The organism is Roseiarcus fermentans, from assembly GCF_003315135.1.
GTDB lineage: Bacteria > Pseudomonadota > Alphaproteobacteria > Rhizobiales > Beijerinckiaceae > Roseiarcus > Roseiarcus fermentans.
This window is the reverse complement of record NZ_QNRK01000008.1, coordinates 164,237-179,930: the sequence shown is the minus strand read 5'-3', so window position 1 is coordinate 179,930 and position 15,694 is coordinate 164,237. Positions and strand designations below refer to the sequence as shown.

Genomic DNA, 15,694 nt, shown 5'->3' with positions numbered 1-15,694 from the left:
CGTCGCGCGGGCGGGGATTGTGCGACCGCCGACTGGACGGAAAGGCGCGCTACGCGCTGGGCCGGGGACCTGCCCGTTTTCCCTTCCGACCATTTGCTGCCAGCGGACCCGCCCTCGAACCGGGCCGGCCCGCCGGAAACTCAAGAGGCGCGAGTCGGCATGGCGAGGAATCGCTCGCCGTCCTCCGACTTCACGCGAAAAAGCACGCTCTTCTTGCCGTCGTTCTTGGCGGAGGCGATCGCGTCGGCGACCTCGGACGGCCGCGTCACCGCCCGCCCGCGCACCTCCAGGATCACGTCTCCGGCCCGCATGCCCTCGTCCGCGGCCGGACTGTCGGGGTCGACGTCCGCCACCACGACGCCGCCGTCGCCGCGGCCCGCCCGCAACGTCAGCCCGAGCCTGGCGAGTTCCGACGCGTCGCCGGTCTGGCCTTCCGGCTCCGCGGCGCCCTCGGCCGCCTTTTCCGGCGGCATCGTTCCGAGCGTCACCTCGCGCGTCAACGGCGCGCCGTTGCGGATCAGCGCCAGCAACACCGACTTCTTCGGCGCCGTCGCGGCGATGCGGCGCGCGAGGTCGTGGGGATCGGCGACCGTCTCGCCATCCACGGCGGTGACGACGTCGCCGCTCTTCACCCCGGCGGCCTCCGCCGGCGAATTTTTCTCGACGGCGGAAATCAGGGCCCCGCCGGCGCTCTTCAGGCCGAGGCTGTCGGCGATGTCCTGCGACACCGCCTGAATCTGCACCCCGATCCAGCCGCGGGTGACCACCCCGTTCGCCTTGAGCTGCTCGATCACGCTCCGCACCACATCCCCGGAGATCGCGAAGCCGATGCCGACGCTGCCTCCTGAGGGGGAGAAGATGGCGGTGTTGACGCCGACCACCTCGCCCTCGGCGTTGAAGGTCGGGCCGCCGGAATTGCCGTGGTTCACCGGCGCGTCGATCTGGAGAAAGTCGTCGTAGGGGCCGGCGCCGATGTCGCGTCCGCGCGCCGAGACGATGCCGGCGGTAACCGTGCCGCCGAGGCCGAACGGATTGCCGACCGCGATCACCCAGTCCCCCACCCGCGGCGCCTTGGCGGCGAAGGTCACGAACGCGAAGTCGCCGCCGCCCTGCGCCTTCAGGAGCGCGAGGTCGGTCTTCTTGTCGACCCCGATCACCCTGGCCGGGAGGGTCGAGCCGTTCGCCAGCGTGATCGTCACCTCTTTCGCGTGGTCGACCACGTGATTGTTGGTCACGATGTAGCCGTCCCGGGACACGAAGAAGCCCGAGCCCTGCGCCAGCGTGGAATGGCGCCTCGGTCCCGAGTCGCCCTCGTCCGGCAGCCCGAAACGACGGAAGAAGCGATAGAACGGGCTGCCCGGCGCCACGTCCGGGAGGCCCTGCGCCCCTTCGTCGTCGCCCTGGTCCGAATCGACGATCTTCACCTTGACCGACACCACCGCCGGTTCGACCCGGTCGACGATGTCGGCGAACGACCCCGGACCCGCCGCGGGCTGCGCCGGAATCGCCCCGACCGTTCCGGTCGCCGCGACCACTCCCGTGACCGCCGGCGCGCGGACCGGACGCGATCCCGTCTCCGCCGCCGCGCCGGCCACGGCCGCGCAGGCGACGCCGGCGAGCAGCGCTCGCCGCAGGGACAAGGACATTCCGATCGAGCGCATCCTCTACCCGCAAAGCCATCGCCGGAGGGAGGCCGGCGCCGTTGCGGCAATGCTGGTCCTTCGGCCCTAACCTCAGCATGACCTGAGGATGAAAGCTTGGTAATGTTCACGGGAGGGAACGGTTCCGACGGATTGTCGCCACGATCGTCCGATCCGTCTTTCCATTGCTTGCCGGCGCTGATAGCAGCGCGGGCCATGATCGAGCCTTCCGCCCCGCCGCGCGCACCGTTTTCCGCCACGCTGATCGGCTTCGGCGCCGTGGCGCTGTGGTCGTCGCTGGCGCTCCTGACCGCGCTCTCGGGGGAAACGCCGCCCTTCGAACTGGCGGCGCTCACCTTCGCGGTCGGCGGGCTCGGCGGGCTGGTCTATGCGGCGGCGCGCGGAAAGCTGTCGGCGCTGGCGCAGCCGTGGCCGGTGTGGGCGGTCGGGATCGGCGGCCTGTTCGGCTATCATGCGCTGTATTTCGCCGCCTTGCGGCGGGCCCCGCCCGCCGACGCGAGCCTGATCGCCTATCTCTGGCCGCTGCTGATCGTGCTGTTTTCCGCCGCCCTCCCCGGCGAGCGGCTGCTTCCCCGCCACGTGATCGGCGCTGGCCTCGGATTCGCCGGGGCGGCGACGCTGTTTCTCTCCAAGGGCGCGAGCTTCGCCGCGGCGGGCGGCCGGGCGCTTCAGGGCTACGGCCTGGCGCTGTGCTGCGCCTTCGTCTGGTCCGGCTATTCCGTGCTGTCGCGCCGGCTCAAGGGCGCGCCGACGGAGGCGGTCGCCGGATTCTGCCTCGCCACGGCGGCGCTGGCGGCCCTCTGTCACGCCGCGTTCGAGACCACCGTCGTTCCGGCGAACGCCGTCCAGTGGCTCGCCATCCTCGGCCTCGGCCTGGGGCCGGTGGGGCTCGCCTTCTATGTCTGGGACTACGGCGTCAAGCACGGCGACATCCGTCTGCTCGGGGTCGCCTCCTACGCCGCGCCGGTTCTGTCGACGCTCATTCTGGTCGGGGTGGGCGTGGCGCCCGCGACGCCGGCGCTCGCGCTCGCCTGCGCGCTGATCGTCGGCGGGGCGATCGTCGCCTCGGTCGCCCGCTGACCGCCATGCTGGCCATCCTTCTCGACGTCATGGGGCCGGTCGCGGTCGTCGCCTTCGTCGGCTTCGTCTGGGGGCGCACGAGGCAGCCGTTCGACACGCCGAGCTTCTCGATGGTCGCGACCTACGTCGGCACCCCCTGCCTGATCGTCGATTCGCTGGCGACCTCGGGGCTCGGCGCCGACAGCCTCGCGGCGATGGGCCTCGGGGCGACGCTGTGCACCCTGATCGCGCTCGCCGCGGGCTATGCGCTCGTGACCGTCTCGCGCCAGCCGATGTCGACCTATCTGCCGGCCTCGACCTTCGCCAATTGCGGCAACATCGGCCTGCCGCTGGCGCTGTTCGCGTTCGGCAAGGACGGCCTGGCGCTCGCCGTCGCGTATCTCGCGGTCCACGGCGTGTTCAACTTCGTCATCGGCCAGGCGCTGGCGGCGGGGCGGTTCTCGTTGCGGGAAACGCTGGCCTCGCCGCTCCTGTGGGCGACGGCGCTGGGCGCGTTCCTCAGCGTGACCGGAAGCGCGCTGCCGGCGCCGCTCGCCCGCGCCGCCCACATCCTCGGCGGCCTGACCATCCCGATGATGCTGCTCGCGCTCGGCTGGTCGCTGGCGCAGCTGCGCGCGACCTCGCTCGCCTGGCCGCTGGCGTTCTCGGCCCTGAGGCTGGTGGGCGGATTCGCCATCGGCTGGGGCGTCGCGCTCGCGCTCGGCCTGACCGGGACGGCGCGGGGCGTGCTGGTGATCGAGAGCGCCATGCCGGTCGCGGTCTACAATTACATGTTCGCGGCGCGCTACGACAACCGGCCGGAGGACGTGGCCGGGCTGGTGGTCGTCTCGACCCTCATCTCGCTGATCGCCCTGCCCCTGTTCCTGGCGACCGTCGTGTGAAGCGGCCGACACGACGAAAAGCCGGCCCGAAGGCCGGCTCGTTCGTCGCCGAAGCTCGAGGAAGCGGTCAGGCTTCCGCGGTCGAACCCTTGGGCTTCAGCACCTGGCGGCCGCGATACATGCCGGTCTTCAGGTCGATGTGGTGCGGACGGCGCAGTTCGCCCGAGTCCTTGTCCTCGACATAGGTCGGCGCCTTGAGGGCGTCGGCCGAGCGGCGCATGCCGCGGCGGGAGGGCGACGTTTTGCGTCTCGGAACGGCCATAGATAGGACTCCAAACGGGCGCTCGCGGCGTCTTCGCGGGCGGGAAACGGGAAGGCGCGCTCTTACACGCAAACCGACCGAAAGGCCAGCCCCGTTGTTCCGCTTTGTAGGGCGCGGTCGCCGACCGCGCCGGCGGGCTCAGCGAGCCCGCCCTACAGCGAGCCCGTTCAGGCGGAGCCGCGGGTCTCGAAGGCGGCGAAGGCGATCGCCTCGCGCGGGTTGCGGTCGGCCCAGAGCACGAACTGGAACGCCTGATAATAGGTCTCGCAGGCGGAGATGGCGGCCTTGACCACCGCCGAGCACTGCGAATCGCTCGCGCTCGCCCCGCCCGCGAGGCAGAGCGAATGGCGGAACATCACCAGGTCCTGCTCCCGCCACAGGTCGAAGTGGCCGAGCCACAGCTGCTCGTTGATGAGCTGCATCAGCTCGCCGATCGCGGCGCGCTTGCGCGGCGGCGCCTTGAGGTCGAACGAACAGGCGACATGCAGCGATTCGATGCCCGGGATCCAGGTGAAAGCGACGTCGTAGTTGGCCCATTCCCCGGCGACGAGGATCGAGATCTCGTCCTCCTCGGCGCGGTCGAAGGTCCAGGCGTTGATCGCGGCCAGCCGCTCGACCACGTCGACGGGGTGCTCGGGTCGGTCGTCGGCGACAGTCTCGATCGGGGTCATCAGGGCTCTTTCGGCGCGGGCTTACCGGGACGCGACACCACACACGCAGACGCGAATCCGGCGCTTCTGACGAAGCGCCGCCGCGAGGCGCGGCCCGCCCGGATCACCCGAAGCGAACGCCGCATTCCTCAGTGATTCGTGTCCGAAGGTAAACCCCGCCCTCTCCGCCGTCCACAGAATCTGCGAACCGAATCAAGACTCTGCGGAAGAACGCGAATCCTGTCAGGGGTTTGACCCGGCGAGCTTGGCCTCGAGCGCGGCGATGCGGGCGGCGAGCGTCTCGTTCTCGTCGCGGGCCTTGGCGGCCATCTCGCGCACGGCCTCGAACTCCTCGCGGCTGACGACGTCCATTCCCGCCATCATGCGCTCGAGCTGGCTCTTGGCGAAGGTCTGCGCCTCGCGCTTGGCGCCGTCGGCGAGGCCCGCGGCATCGGTCATCAGGCGGGAGAGATCGTCGAAAAAACGGTTGCTGGTCTGCGGCATGAAAAGCTCCCATCTCGCGCCCGCGGCCGGTCGCGCCGGCAGGCGACGGGTATGTGGCCCGCAGCGCGCCGGGACGCAAGGTCGGCCGCCGTCCCGCGAGGCCGCCGCGACCGCGCCATTGCGAGGCGGCGCTCGTCGAGCGAGCGGTTCTCTATCTCCTGTTGACGACGTGCATTCCGTGTCGGAGACTCCGTTCGCCCGTCGCGGAATTGAAATGCCGCTCCGGCGAGCCCGGTCTGTCGCGGCGCCATTCTTCGGGGGCCTCTCATGAGTTCGACGACGACTTCGATATGGAACAACGCGTCCGGCGGCTCCTGGTCGACCAAAGCCGCCTGGAACGGCGTCGTTCCGAATAGCGCCGCTGTCGCCGCCCTCCTCGGGACGCTGTCGAAAGCCTACACGGTAACCAGCGGCTCGAATGAAACCGTCGAAATGCTGACCGCGCAGTCCGGCGCTACGCTGTCGCTCACGAGCGGCGTGTTCGACGTCGACAATACCGCAGGCTCATCCGACCTTTACGATCTCGGCTCGGTGGCCGTCGGCGGCGGGGCGACGCTCGCGATCGGCCCGGTCCAGGGACAGAGCCCCTGGCTCGACGAGATTGACGGCTCAGGAAAGCTCGCCCTGACGTCGTCCGGCGCGTCTTGGGCGACGCTCGCGGACATGACCTCGCACTTGGTGCTGAAGGGCGGCGGCGCGGTCTCGCTCGCCGGCCATGCGCGCATCGTCGGCACGACCGCATCCCAGGCGCTTTTCGAGAACGTCAACGATACGATTTCGGGCTTCGGGACGATCGGCAACGGCGCCAGCGGCTCGTCGGGGAATTCCGGCCTCGCCCTGCAGAACGACTCGCCCGGCACGATCGATGCCAACGGCGCCGCCGGCCAGACGCTCGTCCTCGACACCGGCGCGACCGCGATCGAGAATGCGGGGCTGCTCGAATCCACGGGTGTGGGCGGCCTGACGATCGACAGCGCCGTGAAGAATGACGGGCGCCTGATCGCGACCGCGGGCGTCGTCACCGTCAACAATGCGAATGTGTCCGGCAATGGCGACGTGATGGTCGGCGCCGGCGCCGAGCTGGCGCTCGACAACAGCGGTCTCGGCGTCAACGATCTCTTCATCGGCTCGGCGGCCGCCAATGGCGGGCTGGTCACGACAACGGCCGGCAATACGACACACGTCGGCGTCAACGGCTCATTCGCCGGCGACTGGATGCAACTGAACACCGACAATTTCGGAACGATCGCCGTCGTCGACAACTCGACGCTCAACGTCAACGTCCTGATGGTCAACGAGCCCTCGGGCATCGTGAAGGTCATGGGCAAGACCGCAACGACGACGCTGGAGTTCTGCGACGGCGGCGGCGAGATTCTCGGCGGCAGCGTCGTTCTCTCGGACAGCGTGAGGAACCAGCTGATTTCCAACGGCGTCGGCGCAAATTTCCAGGACTACAGCGATCTCTCGGGCTCGGGCGTGATCGGCGACGGCTGGCTGAGACTCGATGTCGGCGCAGCGGGCGTGGTCAACAGCAACGGCGCCGCTGGCCTCGCCATCGTCGCCGACACGCTGGCGATGCAGGCGAACAGCGAGAGCGCCAATACCAACGATGGTTTGGTCGAGACGACCGGCGCCGGCGGTCTGACCATCGGCGGCGCCTTCGTGAACGGGGGCGTCCTCCTCGCGAGCGGCGCCGGCGCGCTGACCCTGAACGGCGCCGAGATCACATCCGGCGGCGGCCGGGTCGAGGCGGTGGGCGACGGGCGGATCGTGCTCGAGCACGGCGCGGCCGTCAGCGGCCAATCGGATGCGACGATTTCTGCGCAGGGTGCGCTCATGACGACCGCCGGCGACGTCGGCGCGCTCGCCGACACGTTTTCGGTTCAATCGGCCATTCTCGGCACGGTCGACATCGTCGACAACTCGACGCTGATCATCGGCAACCCGCAGGTGTTCAACTCCGGAAAGATCGCGATCGAAGGCGTCGCCCACGCGACGACGCTCGAGATCGCCGGCGGACAGTCGTTGATGCTCAACGGAACTGGCGTCGTCGATCTCGAGGGCGCCGATTCCTCGATCCTCACGGCCGGCCCCGGCGCAGGCATGGAAAATTACAGCGAGACGATCGAAGGCGCTGGGAGGATCGGCGATTCCAACATGTCCTGGCTCGAGAACGGCTTCGGCGCGACAATCGACGCCACCGGGGCGAGCGGCCTCGCCATCGACTCGAATTGGTTCGGCAACGGCGGGACAGTGCAGTCGGATTCGGCCGGCGGTTTGGCGATCGAACAATCGATCGACAACGCCGGCGAGTTGGTCGCCAAGACCGGGAACATCGTCGTCGGAGGAAGCGTCTATGGCGGCGGCGAGATCGACATCGACGGCGTCGGCTCGGTCGAGGTCGGCCAGTCCGAGAGCGATACCGTGGTCTTCGGCGGCGGCGCCTCGGGGGCGCTCATCCTCGACCATTCGGCGGCCTTCTCTGCGCAGACGCTCGGCTTCGGCGCCGGCGATTCCTTCGATCTTCGCGACTTCGCCTACATCAAGGGATCGACCGGGATCGCCTCGCAGTCGACGTTCAACCCCTACGACGCCTCGTTGCAACTGACGAACGGCGCAACGGTCTCCGTATCGCTCGACCTCCAAGGCGACTTCCTCGCCGCCGATCTCGGCGCGCGCCACCTCCGCTTCTCGATCACCGACGACGGGCATGAGATCGGGACCACTGGGCTCGACGGGACGAAAGTCACGCTGGTTTCGACCTCGGCCTGAAGTCCCGCGCCGGCGTCGCCGACCGCGCCCCCACGGTGTCGGCGATGCGGCGAGGATCAGCGCAATCTGGCTCGGGCCCCCGGCCTGTTCAAGCGGCGCTCGGACCCGACGCGGCGGGCGTGGCGGAAGCGCTGCGCGATGGCGGACGGCGGCGGACGACCCGATTCCCTTTTTGCCGCGCCTGGGGCAGGATGCGCCGCCGACCGGCCTGAGGAATCGGGCCGTGCGCAGCATCTGGCGCGCCCGGCGGAGGGAATGTCATGAAGATTTCGAATGTCGCCATGGCTGCCGCGGCTGCGGCGTTCCTGCTGTCGCCGATCGAGGCGGGGGCGCTGGAGGTCGTGAGCGGAGGAGAACCGGCGGCCCTTGCCGGCGACGGCATGGTCCAGACCGCCCAGTATCGCCACGCGCACGTCCATCCGGGCTACCGCCCGGGCGTCCATCCGGGCTATCGTCCCGGCGTCCATCCCGGCTATCGCCCCGGCGGTCCCGGCTACCACCCGGGCTATCGCCCCGGCGCTCCCGGCTACCGTCCGGGCGCGGGCGTCGTCGCGCCGCGCGCCGTCTGGGTCGGAAGGCCGAGCTGGTATCGCTGGGCGCCGGGCGGGGCGATCGCGGCGGGCGCGGCGATCGGCTTCGTCGCCGCCGCGGCTGCGGTGGCTTACGCGTCGGCCCCGCCCCAGCCGGGCCTGTGCTGGTACTACACCGACCCGAGCCGCACGCAGGGCTTTTGGGACGCCTGCCCGTAACGGCGTCACCTCCGCCGCCCGGTCGAGAACGCCGGACCGCCGCGCCAGAACAGGATTCTGGCGCGAGGCGGGGCGTGGGGGCGGTGCGGCGGGATTTTTGGGCGCGTTCGTTTGCGCCGCCGGGCGGCCGCGGCGATCAGTCCCAGGCGGACACGGTCACGCCGCCGTCCTGGCCCGGGTCGGCCGCACCAGAAGCGCCGCCGGAAGCTTCCACGCCTCGCTGATGGCGCGGATCATCGGAACGGTCAGCGCGCGTCGGCGTCCGAGGATTTCCGACACACGGGAGCGGGAGCCCAGGATTTCCGTCAGCTCCGCCCGGCTGTGCCCGAGTTCGTCGATTGCGAAGCGCAGCACGTCGACTGCATCCAGCGACGGATCGACCACCAGCGGCCAGCGCCTCGCCTCGTAATTTTCGACAAGAGCGACCAGCGCTTCGAGCCGGTCGCCGTCGTCCGTCCCCTGCTCCGCCCCCCACAGGGCCTCGATCTCGGCGAGCGCAGCGCGATGGTCTTCGTCGCTGCGGATGACCTGAATCTGCATGTTCTTCGTCCCTAGAACTGCGAAACCTCGAGGGCGTCGACCTTGTCGTACTCCGCATGCGACCCGATGAACTTGATGAACGCGATCCGCCTGCGGAAGTCGAAGGCGACAACCATCCGATAATTTCCCCCCGCGACCTCGAACCGAACCCGTTCGCCGTTCAGCACCTTGGCCTTCGGCGCCGCTCTCTGAACTTCGTCCGCGGTTCCCCATTCGGCGGCCTTGAACAGAGCATGCCAGCGATCCAGCGACGGTCTCGTTTCCGGATGCTGTTCGGCGAAACGGATCAAGACGCTCTTCGCGATGACACGCATGGCGACCGATAGCATGTTCCCATTTCGGGAACAAGCCGGAACGCCGAGGACCAGTTCGGCGGACTGATATCCGTTCGAGGCGACGGCAGGCCTCCGCCTACCGCCCCCGCCCCGCATCCAGCAGCCGCAGCACGATCCACACCGGCACCACCACCATCGCGCCGGTCAGGAACATCCGGCCGAACTCGCGCAGGTTGGCGAAGCCGTATTCGAACACGTGCCGCGCCGAGCGCACGACCTCGCCGACGAGGTTGGCCGGGTCGAGGCCGAACGCGTCGAGCAGGAAGCCGACCACGAACGACACGACCACCAGCCGCAGGACGACCGCCATCGGCGAACCGCCGACGAAGCGGGCGACGAAACTGTTGCTCATGGATTGTGTGGCTCCCCATCCGTCGGCGGCGGGGCGGACGAACCGGGAAGCGCCGGCGCGACGGGTTCCGACCCGCGCGATCCGCTTCCCGCTCGCTCACGCCCTGCGCGGCCTTGAAACCTCCGCCGGCCCCGCTCCCGCGGGGCCGGCCGACGCGATCGTCATGACTTCGGGAACGGCACGACCGTCGGCTTCGAAGGGGCTTCCGCCTCCTCCTCGCGGCCGACCGGCTTGCCGTTGACGGTGAGCCTGCCGTGCGCGGCGCTGATCTGGACGGTCGAGCCGTCGGCGATCGAGCCCGCGAGCAGGTCCTGCGCCAGCGGATCCTGCACCCACTTCTGGATCACCCGTTTCAGCGGGCGCGCGCCGTAGTGCGGGTCGTAGCCCTTGTCGGCGAGCCACTGGCGCCCCTTGGCGTCGAGTTCGAGCGTGATCTTGCGCTCGTCGAGCAGCCGCTGGAGGCGCTTGAACTGGATGTCGACGATCTCGCCCATGTCCTCGCGCCGCAGGCGATGGAACAGGATGATCTCGTCCACCCGGTTCAGGAACTCGGGGCGGAAGTGGCCGCGTACGACCGCCATCACCTCCCTCTCGACCGCCTTCGTGTCCTGGCCCTCCTCGAGGTTGACCAGGTATTCGGAGCCGAGATTCGAGGTCATCACGATCAGCACGTTGCGGAAGTCGACCGTGCGGCCCTGCCCGTCGGTGAGCCGTCCGTCGTCGAGCACCTGCAGGAGGACGTTGAACACGTCCGGGTGCGCCTTCTCGATCTCGTCGAACAGCACGACCTGATAGGGCCGGCGCCGCACCGCCTCGGTGAGCGCCCCGCCTTCCTCGTAGCCGACGTAGCCCGGGGGGGCGCCGATCAGCCGGGCGACCGAGTGCTTCTCCATGTATTCCGACATGTCGATGCGCACCATCGCGCTCTCGTCGTCGAACAGGAACGAGGCGAGCGCCTTGGTGAGCTCGGTCTTGCCAACGCCGGTGGGGCCGAGGAACATGAACGAGCCGATCGGCCGGTTCGGATCCTGGAGCCCGGCGCGGGCGCGCCTGACCGCGGTCGAGACCGCCGTCACCGCCTCCTTCTGGCCGACCACCCGGCGCGCGATCGCCTCTTCCATCTTGAGCAGCTTTTCGCGCTCGCCCTCGAGCATCTTGTCGACCGGCACGCCGGTCCAACGCGACACCACCTGCGCGACGTGATTGGCGGTCACCGCCTCGTCGACCAGCGCGCCCTCGGCGCTCGCCTTTTCCGCCTCGACGAGCTTCTTCTCGAGATCGGGGATCGTGCCGTAGGCGAGCTTGCCCGCCTCGGCGTAATCGCCCTTGCGCTGAGCCTGGGCGAGGGCGTTGCGGGCGCCGTCGAGGTCCTCCTTGAGCTTGGCCGCCTGGCCGACCTTGTCCTTCTCGGCCTTCCAGCGCTGGGTCAGCGCGACCGACTTCTCCTCGAACTCGCCGAGCTCCTGCCCAAGCTTCTTCAGCCGCTCCTTCGAGGCCGCGTCGGTCTCCTTCTTCAGCGCCTCCTGCTCGATCTTGAGCTGCATGATGCGCCGGTCGAGCTCGTCGAGCTCCTCGGGCTTCGAATCGACCTGCATGCGCTGCCGCGAGGCGGCCTCGTCGATCAGGTCGATCGCCTTGTCCGGCAGGAAGCGGTCGGCGATGTAGCGGTCCGACAGCGTCGCAGCGGCGATGATCGCCGGGTCGGTGATGCGCACGCCGTGGTGCGCTTCGTACTTCTCCTTCAGGCCGCGCAGGATCGAGATCGTGTCCTCGACCGTCGGCTGCGACACGAACACCGGCTGGAAGCGCCGCGCCAGCGCCGCGTCCTTTTCCACGTGCTTGCGATATTCGTCGAGCGTGGTCGCGCCGACGCAATGCAGGTCGCCGCGCGCGAGCGCGGGCTTGAGCAGGTTCGAGGCGTCCATCGCCCCGTCGGCCTTGCCGGCGCCGACCAGCGTGTGCATCTCGTCGATGAACAGGACGATACCGCCTTCGGCCGCGGTCACCTCGTTCAGCACGGCCTTCAGCCGCTCCTCGAACTCGCCGCGATATTTGGCGCCCGCGATCAGCGCGCCCATGTCGAGCGACAGCAGCTTCTTGTCGCGCAGCGACTCCGGCACGTCGCCGTTGACGATGCGCAGCGCGAGCCCTTCGACGATCGCCGTCTTGCCGACGCCCGGCTCGCCGATCAGCACCGGATTGTTCTTGGTGCGGCGCGACAGCACCTGAATGGTGCGGCGGATTTCCTCGTCGCGGCCGATGACCGGATCGAGCTTGCCGTTGCGCGCGGCCTCGGTCAGGTCGCGGGCGTATTTCTTCAGCGCGTCATAGGCGTTCTCGGCGCTCGCCGAATCGGCGGTGCGGCCTTTGCGCAGGTCCTCGATGGCGGCGTTCAGGGTCTGCGGCGTCACCCCGGCGTTGGCGAGGATCTTTCCCGCGTCCGCGCCCTTCTCCATCGCCAGCGCGAGCAGCAGGCGCTCGACGGTGACGAACGAGTCGCCCGCCTTCTGGGCGATCTTTTCGGCGTTGTCGAACACGCGCGCCGTGGTCGGGGCCATGTAGAGCTGGCCCGCGCCAGCGCCCTGCACCTTCGGCAGCTTGCCGAGCGCGAGCTCGACCTGCTGCAGCGCCTGGCGCGAACTGCCGCCCGCCTTGTCGATGAGGCCGGCGCACAGGCCCTCCTCGTCGTCCAGCAGGACCTTCAGGATGTGTTCCGGCGTGAACTGCTGGTGGCCTTCGCGCAGCGCGAGCGATTGCGCCGACTGAACGAAGCCCCGCGCCCGTTCCGTGTATTTTTCGAGATTCATGGTCGACCCTTCTGGCCTCGCCCCCGACCCGTAGCGAACAGGGACGATCCGATCTTGGATTTGCCGCGATTGAAGCGGCTTGCCGACTATGTAGGAACGCCCCCATCGCGGCGGAAGAGGGACGGCGAATGGCGGGTGGCGAGTGGGGCGTGGAAAAATCGTCCCTGCCCTCTCTTCCCTACTTGCTACTCGCCGTTCGCCTCCGTCTCACGACGCCGCGCGCTTGAGAAACTCGTGCAGCCACTCGGCGTTCATGCCGGCGATCGGCAGCCAGGCCTTGAACAAGGATTCCGGGGAAAAGCGTTCGAGTTCCGTCATCATGCGCTTTTCGATCTCCGCCATGGCGGCCTTCTGCATCGGCTCGACGTCGGGCAGGCCCATGAACTGGCGCGCCTCCAGCGGCGTGCAATCGACATTGACGGTGATCTTCATCGGCAGACGACACTCCTGTTTCTGGCGCTCGACCGCTGCGGCGCTGCGGATCGTCCTCGTCGGACCTACAGCTATACGCCCGCAGATCGGGTTGTGACAGCGGCCTGTGCGTAGCGTGAGCCCTCCGCGAGATAATCCTGAGCCCAGGCGGGAATCCCCTCGAGGGCTCACAACATTGACGAAATTTAATGTGATCGTAAGGAACGAGACCGCGTGTACAGAGTATCTTGCCTGTGAACACGTATTGACGTGTCGCCTGGCGCGCCAGGTCCGAAGGGCGATTGGGTTCGGATCCTGGCTGGCGCGGCATCAGTCTGCGCCGTTACCGCGCTTCTTGCGGTCTTTCGTGTTTGTGGGGGTCGGGGTCGAGTTAGCAAACACGCTTCGGCGGACGCCGAGGCGGGACGACCGAAAAAGGGATGATAATGGACGATACCCCTGCCCCCCGGCCTTATCGGCACGGAAATTTGCCGAACGCCATGCGGGCCGCCGCCCGCGCCATCCTCGACGAGGCCGGCCCGGAAGGCGTCGGCCTGCGCGAGACCGCACGCCGCGTCGGCGTTTCCGCGACCGCCGCTTATCGGCACTTCGACAGCAAGGAGGATCTGCTCGCCTCCGTCGCCGCCGAAGGCTTCCGTGAACTGACCGCCGCAATGAAGGCCGCGGTCGAAAGCCCCGAGCCGCTGACGGGCGTCGGCCTCGCCTATGTCGAGTTCGCGCTGCAGAAGCGCGGGCTGTTCCGCCTGATGTTCGGGCCGTTGATGGTCGAACGCGCGCGCTACCCGAAACTCAGCGAGGCGGTCGGCGAGGCGCTCGGCTTCCTGGAGCAGGTGGTCACCGGCGCCGACGCCAAGACGCAGGACGAAAGCCCGGCGACGCTGGCGGCCTGGGGCCTCGTGCACGGCCTCTCCACCCTGTTCATCGACGGGCTGGTGCCGGAAAGCCAGGCCCGCACCATGGCGGAGCAGATCCTCGTCCGCTCGGCGCAGACGAGGCCGAACGCGTCCGTGCAGTAGCCGGCGGCCCGGTCGCGCCCGCTTGTTCGGGCGACGGCCGGGCGCGGCAGTCGCGACCGATTCGTCGTGAACGGCAGGGCGTAGCGGCCTGCGCTGGGGAGAGAAGCGCTTTCGCCGGAGTTACGGCGGGCGCGGGGCGGCGCGGAGGACGCTGCGCCGCGCTTCGAAGGCTCGCCCGAAGCAGTTCGCATCCTTCGACCAGCTCCTGTTCCCGGGAGAGCGTTTCGCCTTCGCGCGGCGCTGCCTCCACGACGTCAAGCTCCCGCTCGCGCGATGGTTCGCGGACGATCGACCGCGCGTGAGGGTGGACGGCGAGCCCGGGGCGGCGAAAGCGGCGACTCGGCGGCCGCTGCGCGTCCGGAACATGGAGCGGGAGGCGGCGGCGTAAGGCCGGCGCCCCGGGTCGGCGCCGGCCGGGCGCGGCCGCAGCGGACGCGCGCTCCGCGGCAGCCGGGACCTGGGACGGCGTCATCCGCCGAAGATGACCCGTCTGAACCGCGACTGCGCCACGGCGTAATAGACGGCCCCGATCACGGCCATCGCGACGATATCGCGCCAGACGAGCGTGATGTCCGCCCCCCGGAACAGCACGGCCTGCGCGAACGCCACGAAATGCGGCGTCGGGCTGACGGTCTGGACGATATATTGCAGCCAGACGGGCATGCTCTCCATCGGCGTCGAACTGCCCGAGAGAAGCTGCGTCACCATCAGGACCGGGATGGCGAGGAGGCCGAACTGCCCCATCGTGGTGGCGAGCGTGCCGAGCATGATGCCGAGCGCCGCCACCACCAGCGAATAGATCGCCGCCCCGAAGATGAACAGGCCCAGCGAGCCGTTGATCGGCGCGCCGATCCACCAGTGCACGACGAACTGGATCGACAGGGTCGCGGCGACGAGAATGACGAGCGCGTTGGCGATCATCTTGGCGATCATGATCTCCGGCGCCACGATCGGCATGACGAGAAGATGCTCGACCGTGCCCTGCTCGCGCTCGCGAATGAGCGCCGCGCCGGTCAGGATCACGGTCAGCATGGTGATCTGATTGATGACCTGCGTCATCGCCGAGAACCAGGACGTCTTGAGGTTCGGGTTGAACGCGGCGCGCACGACGAGATTGACCGGAGCGGCGGTCGAGGCGTCCTTGCCGGAGAGGAAGCGCTGGATTTCGTTGGCGATCGCTGTCCTGAGATAGCTCGCGCCGTTGCCGGCCTGGGCGACGGCGGTCGCGTCGACGTTGATCTGCACGCCGGTCTGGCGCTGGGCGCGCAGGTCCGCCTCGAAGTTCGGCGGGATCTCGACGACGAACAGGAGCTTGCCTTCGTCCATCAGCGGGTCGATCTCGGAGGCCCGGATCTGCACCGGCGGCTGGAACGTCGGCGCCTTCAGCGCTTCGGCGATCTGCCGGGACAGGGTCGAACCGTCCTCGTCGACGATGCCGACGGACAGGTTGGTCGCCTCGGTCACCGCGCCGGTCGCGACCGTGTTGACCGAGATCGAGAACGAATAGAGCACCAGGAACAGCATCACCGGGTCGGCGCGGATGCTGCGCAGCTCCTTGATCACCAGATGATAGACGTTCGAGAGGTGATCGAGAACCGTCAGCGGCTTGCGCTGGACAAAACGCGGCGGCGCGGCGGAGGGCACGTCGGGCAT

General features: G+C 68.9%; 15 protein-coding genes. 5 read left to right on the top strand and 10 right to left on the bottom strand.

Annotation, left to right across the window (positions count from 1 at the left end; all coding sequences use genetic code 11):
- Positions 1 to 140 precede the first annotated feature (140 nt).
- Positions 141 to 1,646: a Do family serine endopeptidase gene (locus tag DFR50_RS09270; protein ID WP_245427513.1), complete on the bottom strand. Its 1,506-nt coding sequence runs from the start codon at positions 1,644 to 1,646 to the stop codon at positions 141 to 143.
- A 210-nt stretch (positions 1,647 to 1,856) separates the two neighbouring features.
- Here DFR50_RS09270 and yddG point away from each other — a divergent pair, with 210 nt between their 5' ends.
- Positions 1,857 to 2,741: an aromatic amino acid exporter YddG gene (yddG, locus tag DFR50_RS09265; RefSeq protein ID WP_113888912.1), complete on the top strand. Its 885-nt coding sequence runs from the start codon at positions 1,857 to 1,859 to the stop codon at positions 2,739 to 2,741.
- A gap of 5 nt (positions 2,742 to 2,746) precedes the next feature.
- On the top strand, positions 2,747 to 3,622 hold the full coding sequence (locus DFR50_RS09260; protein ID WP_113888911.1) for an AEC family transporter: 876 nt from the start codon (positions 2,747 to 2,749) through the stop codon (positions 3,620 to 3,622).
- A gap of 67 nt (positions 3,623 to 3,689) precedes the next feature.
- On the opposite strand, the gene rpmF is transcribed toward DFR50_RS09260, so the two are convergent.
- From rpmF to DFR50_RS09245, 3 genes are all read right to left on the bottom strand, one after another.
- Positions 3,690 to 3,884: a 50S ribosomal protein L32 gene (gene rpmF, locus DFR50_RS09255; protein ID WP_113888910.1), complete on the bottom strand. Its 195-nt coding sequence runs from the start codon at positions 3,882 to 3,884 to the stop codon at positions 3,690 to 3,692.
- Between the two features lie 167 nt (positions 3,885 to 4,051).
- Positions 4,052 to 4,555 (bottom strand): type III secretion system chaperone family protein, encoded by a 504-nt coding sequence (locus DFR50_RS09250; protein WP_113888909.1) that lies wholly within the window; start codon positions 4,553 to 4,555, stop codon positions 4,052 to 4,054.
- Between the two features lie 222 nt (positions 4,556 to 4,777).
- On the bottom strand, positions 4,778 to 5,038 hold the full coding sequence (locus DFR50_RS09245; protein ID WP_113888908.1) for an accessory factor UbiK family protein: 261 nt from the start codon (positions 5,036 to 5,038) through the stop codon (positions 4,778 to 4,780).
- A gap of 267 nt (positions 5,039 to 5,305) precedes the next feature.
- On the opposite strand from DFR50_RS09245, the gene DFR50_RS09240 reads away from it, so the two are divergent.
- Positions 5,306 to 7,810, top strand: coding sequence for a beta strand repeat-containing protein (locus DFR50_RS09240; RefSeq protein WP_113888907.1), 2,505 nt, complete (start codon positions 5,306 to 5,308; stop codon positions 7,808 to 7,810).
- Between the two features lie 260 nt (positions 7,811 to 8,070).
- Positions 8,071 to 8,559 carry a hypothetical protein gene (locus DFR50_RS32490; RefSeq protein ID WP_210208844.1) on the top strand — a complete coding sequence of 163 codons (489 nt, stop codon included), beginning with the start codon at positions 8,071 to 8,073 and terminating at the stop codon, positions 8,557 to 8,559.
- A 156-nt stretch (positions 8,560 to 8,715) separates the two neighbouring features.
- Here DFR50_RS32490 and DFR50_RS09230 read toward each other — a convergent pair whose 3' ends face one another.
- From DFR50_RS09230 to DFR50_RS09210, 5 genes are all read right to left on the bottom strand, one after another.
- Complete coding sequence (locus DFR50_RS09230) at positions 8,716 to 9,099, bottom strand: helix-turn-helix domain-containing protein (protein ID WP_113888906.1); 384 nt, start codon at positions 9,097 to 9,099, stop codon at positions 8,716 to 8,718.
- An 11-nt stretch (positions 9,100 to 9,110) separates the two neighbouring features.
- Entirely contained in the window at positions 9,111 to 9,413 is a 303-nt protein-coding gene (locus tag DFR50_RS09225; protein WP_113888944.1) for a type II toxin-antitoxin system HigB family toxin, read from the bottom strand.
- A gap of 97 nt (positions 9,414 to 9,510) precedes the next feature.
- A complete protein-coding gene (locus DFR50_RS09220) occupies positions 9,511 to 9,786 on the bottom strand; it encodes a DUF6460 domain-containing protein (protein WP_113888905.1) in 276 nt (91 codons plus the stop codon).
- Positions 9,787 to 9,947: 161 nt separating this feature from the next.
- Entirely contained in the window at positions 9,948 to 12,593 is a 2,646-nt protein-coding gene (clpB, locus tag DFR50_RS09215; RefSeq protein ID WP_113888904.1) for an ATP-dependent chaperone ClpB, read from the bottom strand.
- Positions 12,594 to 12,800: 207 nt separating this feature from the next.
- Positions 12,801 to 13,025, bottom strand: coding sequence for a DUF6489 family protein (locus tag DFR50_RS09210; protein ID WP_113888903.1), 225 nt, complete (start codon positions 13,023 to 13,025; stop codon positions 12,801 to 12,803).
- 479 nt (positions 13,026 to 13,504) lie between these two features.
- Between DFR50_RS09210 and DFR50_RS09205 the strand changes: the two genes are divergently transcribed.
- Positions 13,505 to 14,041, top strand: coding sequence for a TetR/AcrR family transcriptional regulator (locus DFR50_RS09205; RefSeq protein WP_210208840.1), 537 nt, complete (start codon positions 13,505 to 13,507; stop codon positions 14,039 to 14,041).
- A gap of 468 nt (positions 14,042 to 14,509) precedes the next feature.
- Here DFR50_RS09205 and DFR50_RS09200 read toward each other — a convergent pair whose 3' ends face one another.
- Positions 14,510 to 15,694: an ABC transporter permease gene (locus DFR50_RS09200; protein WP_113888901.1), complete on the bottom strand. Its 1,185-nt coding sequence runs from the start codon at positions 15,692 to 15,694 to the stop codon at positions 14,510 to 14,512.

Coding starts and splice junctions, on each gene's coding strand:
- DFR50_RS09260 (WP_113888911.1), top strand. CDS start 2,747: ATGCTGGCCATCCTTCTCGACGTCATGGGGCCGGTCGCGGTCGTCGCC.
- yddG (WP_113888912.1), top strand. CDS start 1,857: ATGATCGAGCCTTCCGCCCCGCCGCGCGCACCGTTTTCCGCCACGCTG.
- DFR50_RS09250 (WP_113888909.1), bottom strand. CDS start 4,555: ATGACCCCGATCGAGACTGTCGCCGACGACCGACCCGAGCACCCCGTC.
- DFR50_RS09270 (WP_245427513.1), bottom strand. CDS start 1,646: ATGTCCTTGTCCCTGCGGCGAGCGCTGCTCGCCGGCGTCGCCTGCGCG.
- DFR50_RS09230 (WP_113888906.1), bottom strand. CDS start 9,099: ATGCAGATTCAGGTCATCCGCAGCGACGAAGACCATCGCGCTGCGCTC.
- DFR50_RS32490 (WP_210208844.1), top strand. CDS start 8,071: ATGAAGATTTCGAATGTCGCCATGGCTGCCGCGGCTGCGGCGTTCCTG.
- clpB (WP_113888904.1), bottom strand. CDS start 12,593: ATGAATCTCGAAAAATACACGGAACGGGCGCGGGGCTTCGTTCAGTCG.
- DFR50_RS09200 (WP_113888901.1), bottom strand. CDS start 15,694: ATGCCCGACGTGCCCTCCGCCGCGCCGCCGCGTTTTGTCCAGCGCAAG.
- DFR50_RS09240 (WP_113888907.1), top strand. CDS start 5,306: ATGAGTTCGACGACGACTTCGATATGGAACAACGCGTCCGGCGGCTCC.
- DFR50_RS09220 (WP_113888905.1), bottom strand. CDS start 9,786: ATGAGCAACAGTTTCGTCGCCCGCTTCGTCGGCGGTTCGCCGATGGCG.
- rpmF (WP_113888910.1), bottom strand. CDS start 3,884: ATGGCCGTTCCGAGACGCAAAACGTCGCCCTCCCGCCGCGGCATGCGC.
- DFR50_RS09205 (WP_210208840.1), top strand. CDS start 13,505: ATGCGGGCCGCCGCCCGCGCCATCCTCGACGAGGCCGGCCCGGAAGGC.
- DFR50_RS09210 (WP_113888903.1), bottom strand. CDS start 13,025: ATGAAGATCACCGTCAATGTCGATTGCACGCCGCTGGAGGCGCGCCAG.
- DFR50_RS09225 (WP_113888944.1), bottom strand. CDS start 9,413: ATGCGTGTCATCGCGAAGAGCGTCTTGATCCGTTTCGCCGAACAGCAT.
- DFR50_RS09245 (WP_113888908.1), bottom strand. CDS start 5,038: ATGCCGCAGACCAGCAACCGTTTTTTCGACGATCTCTCCCGCCTGATG.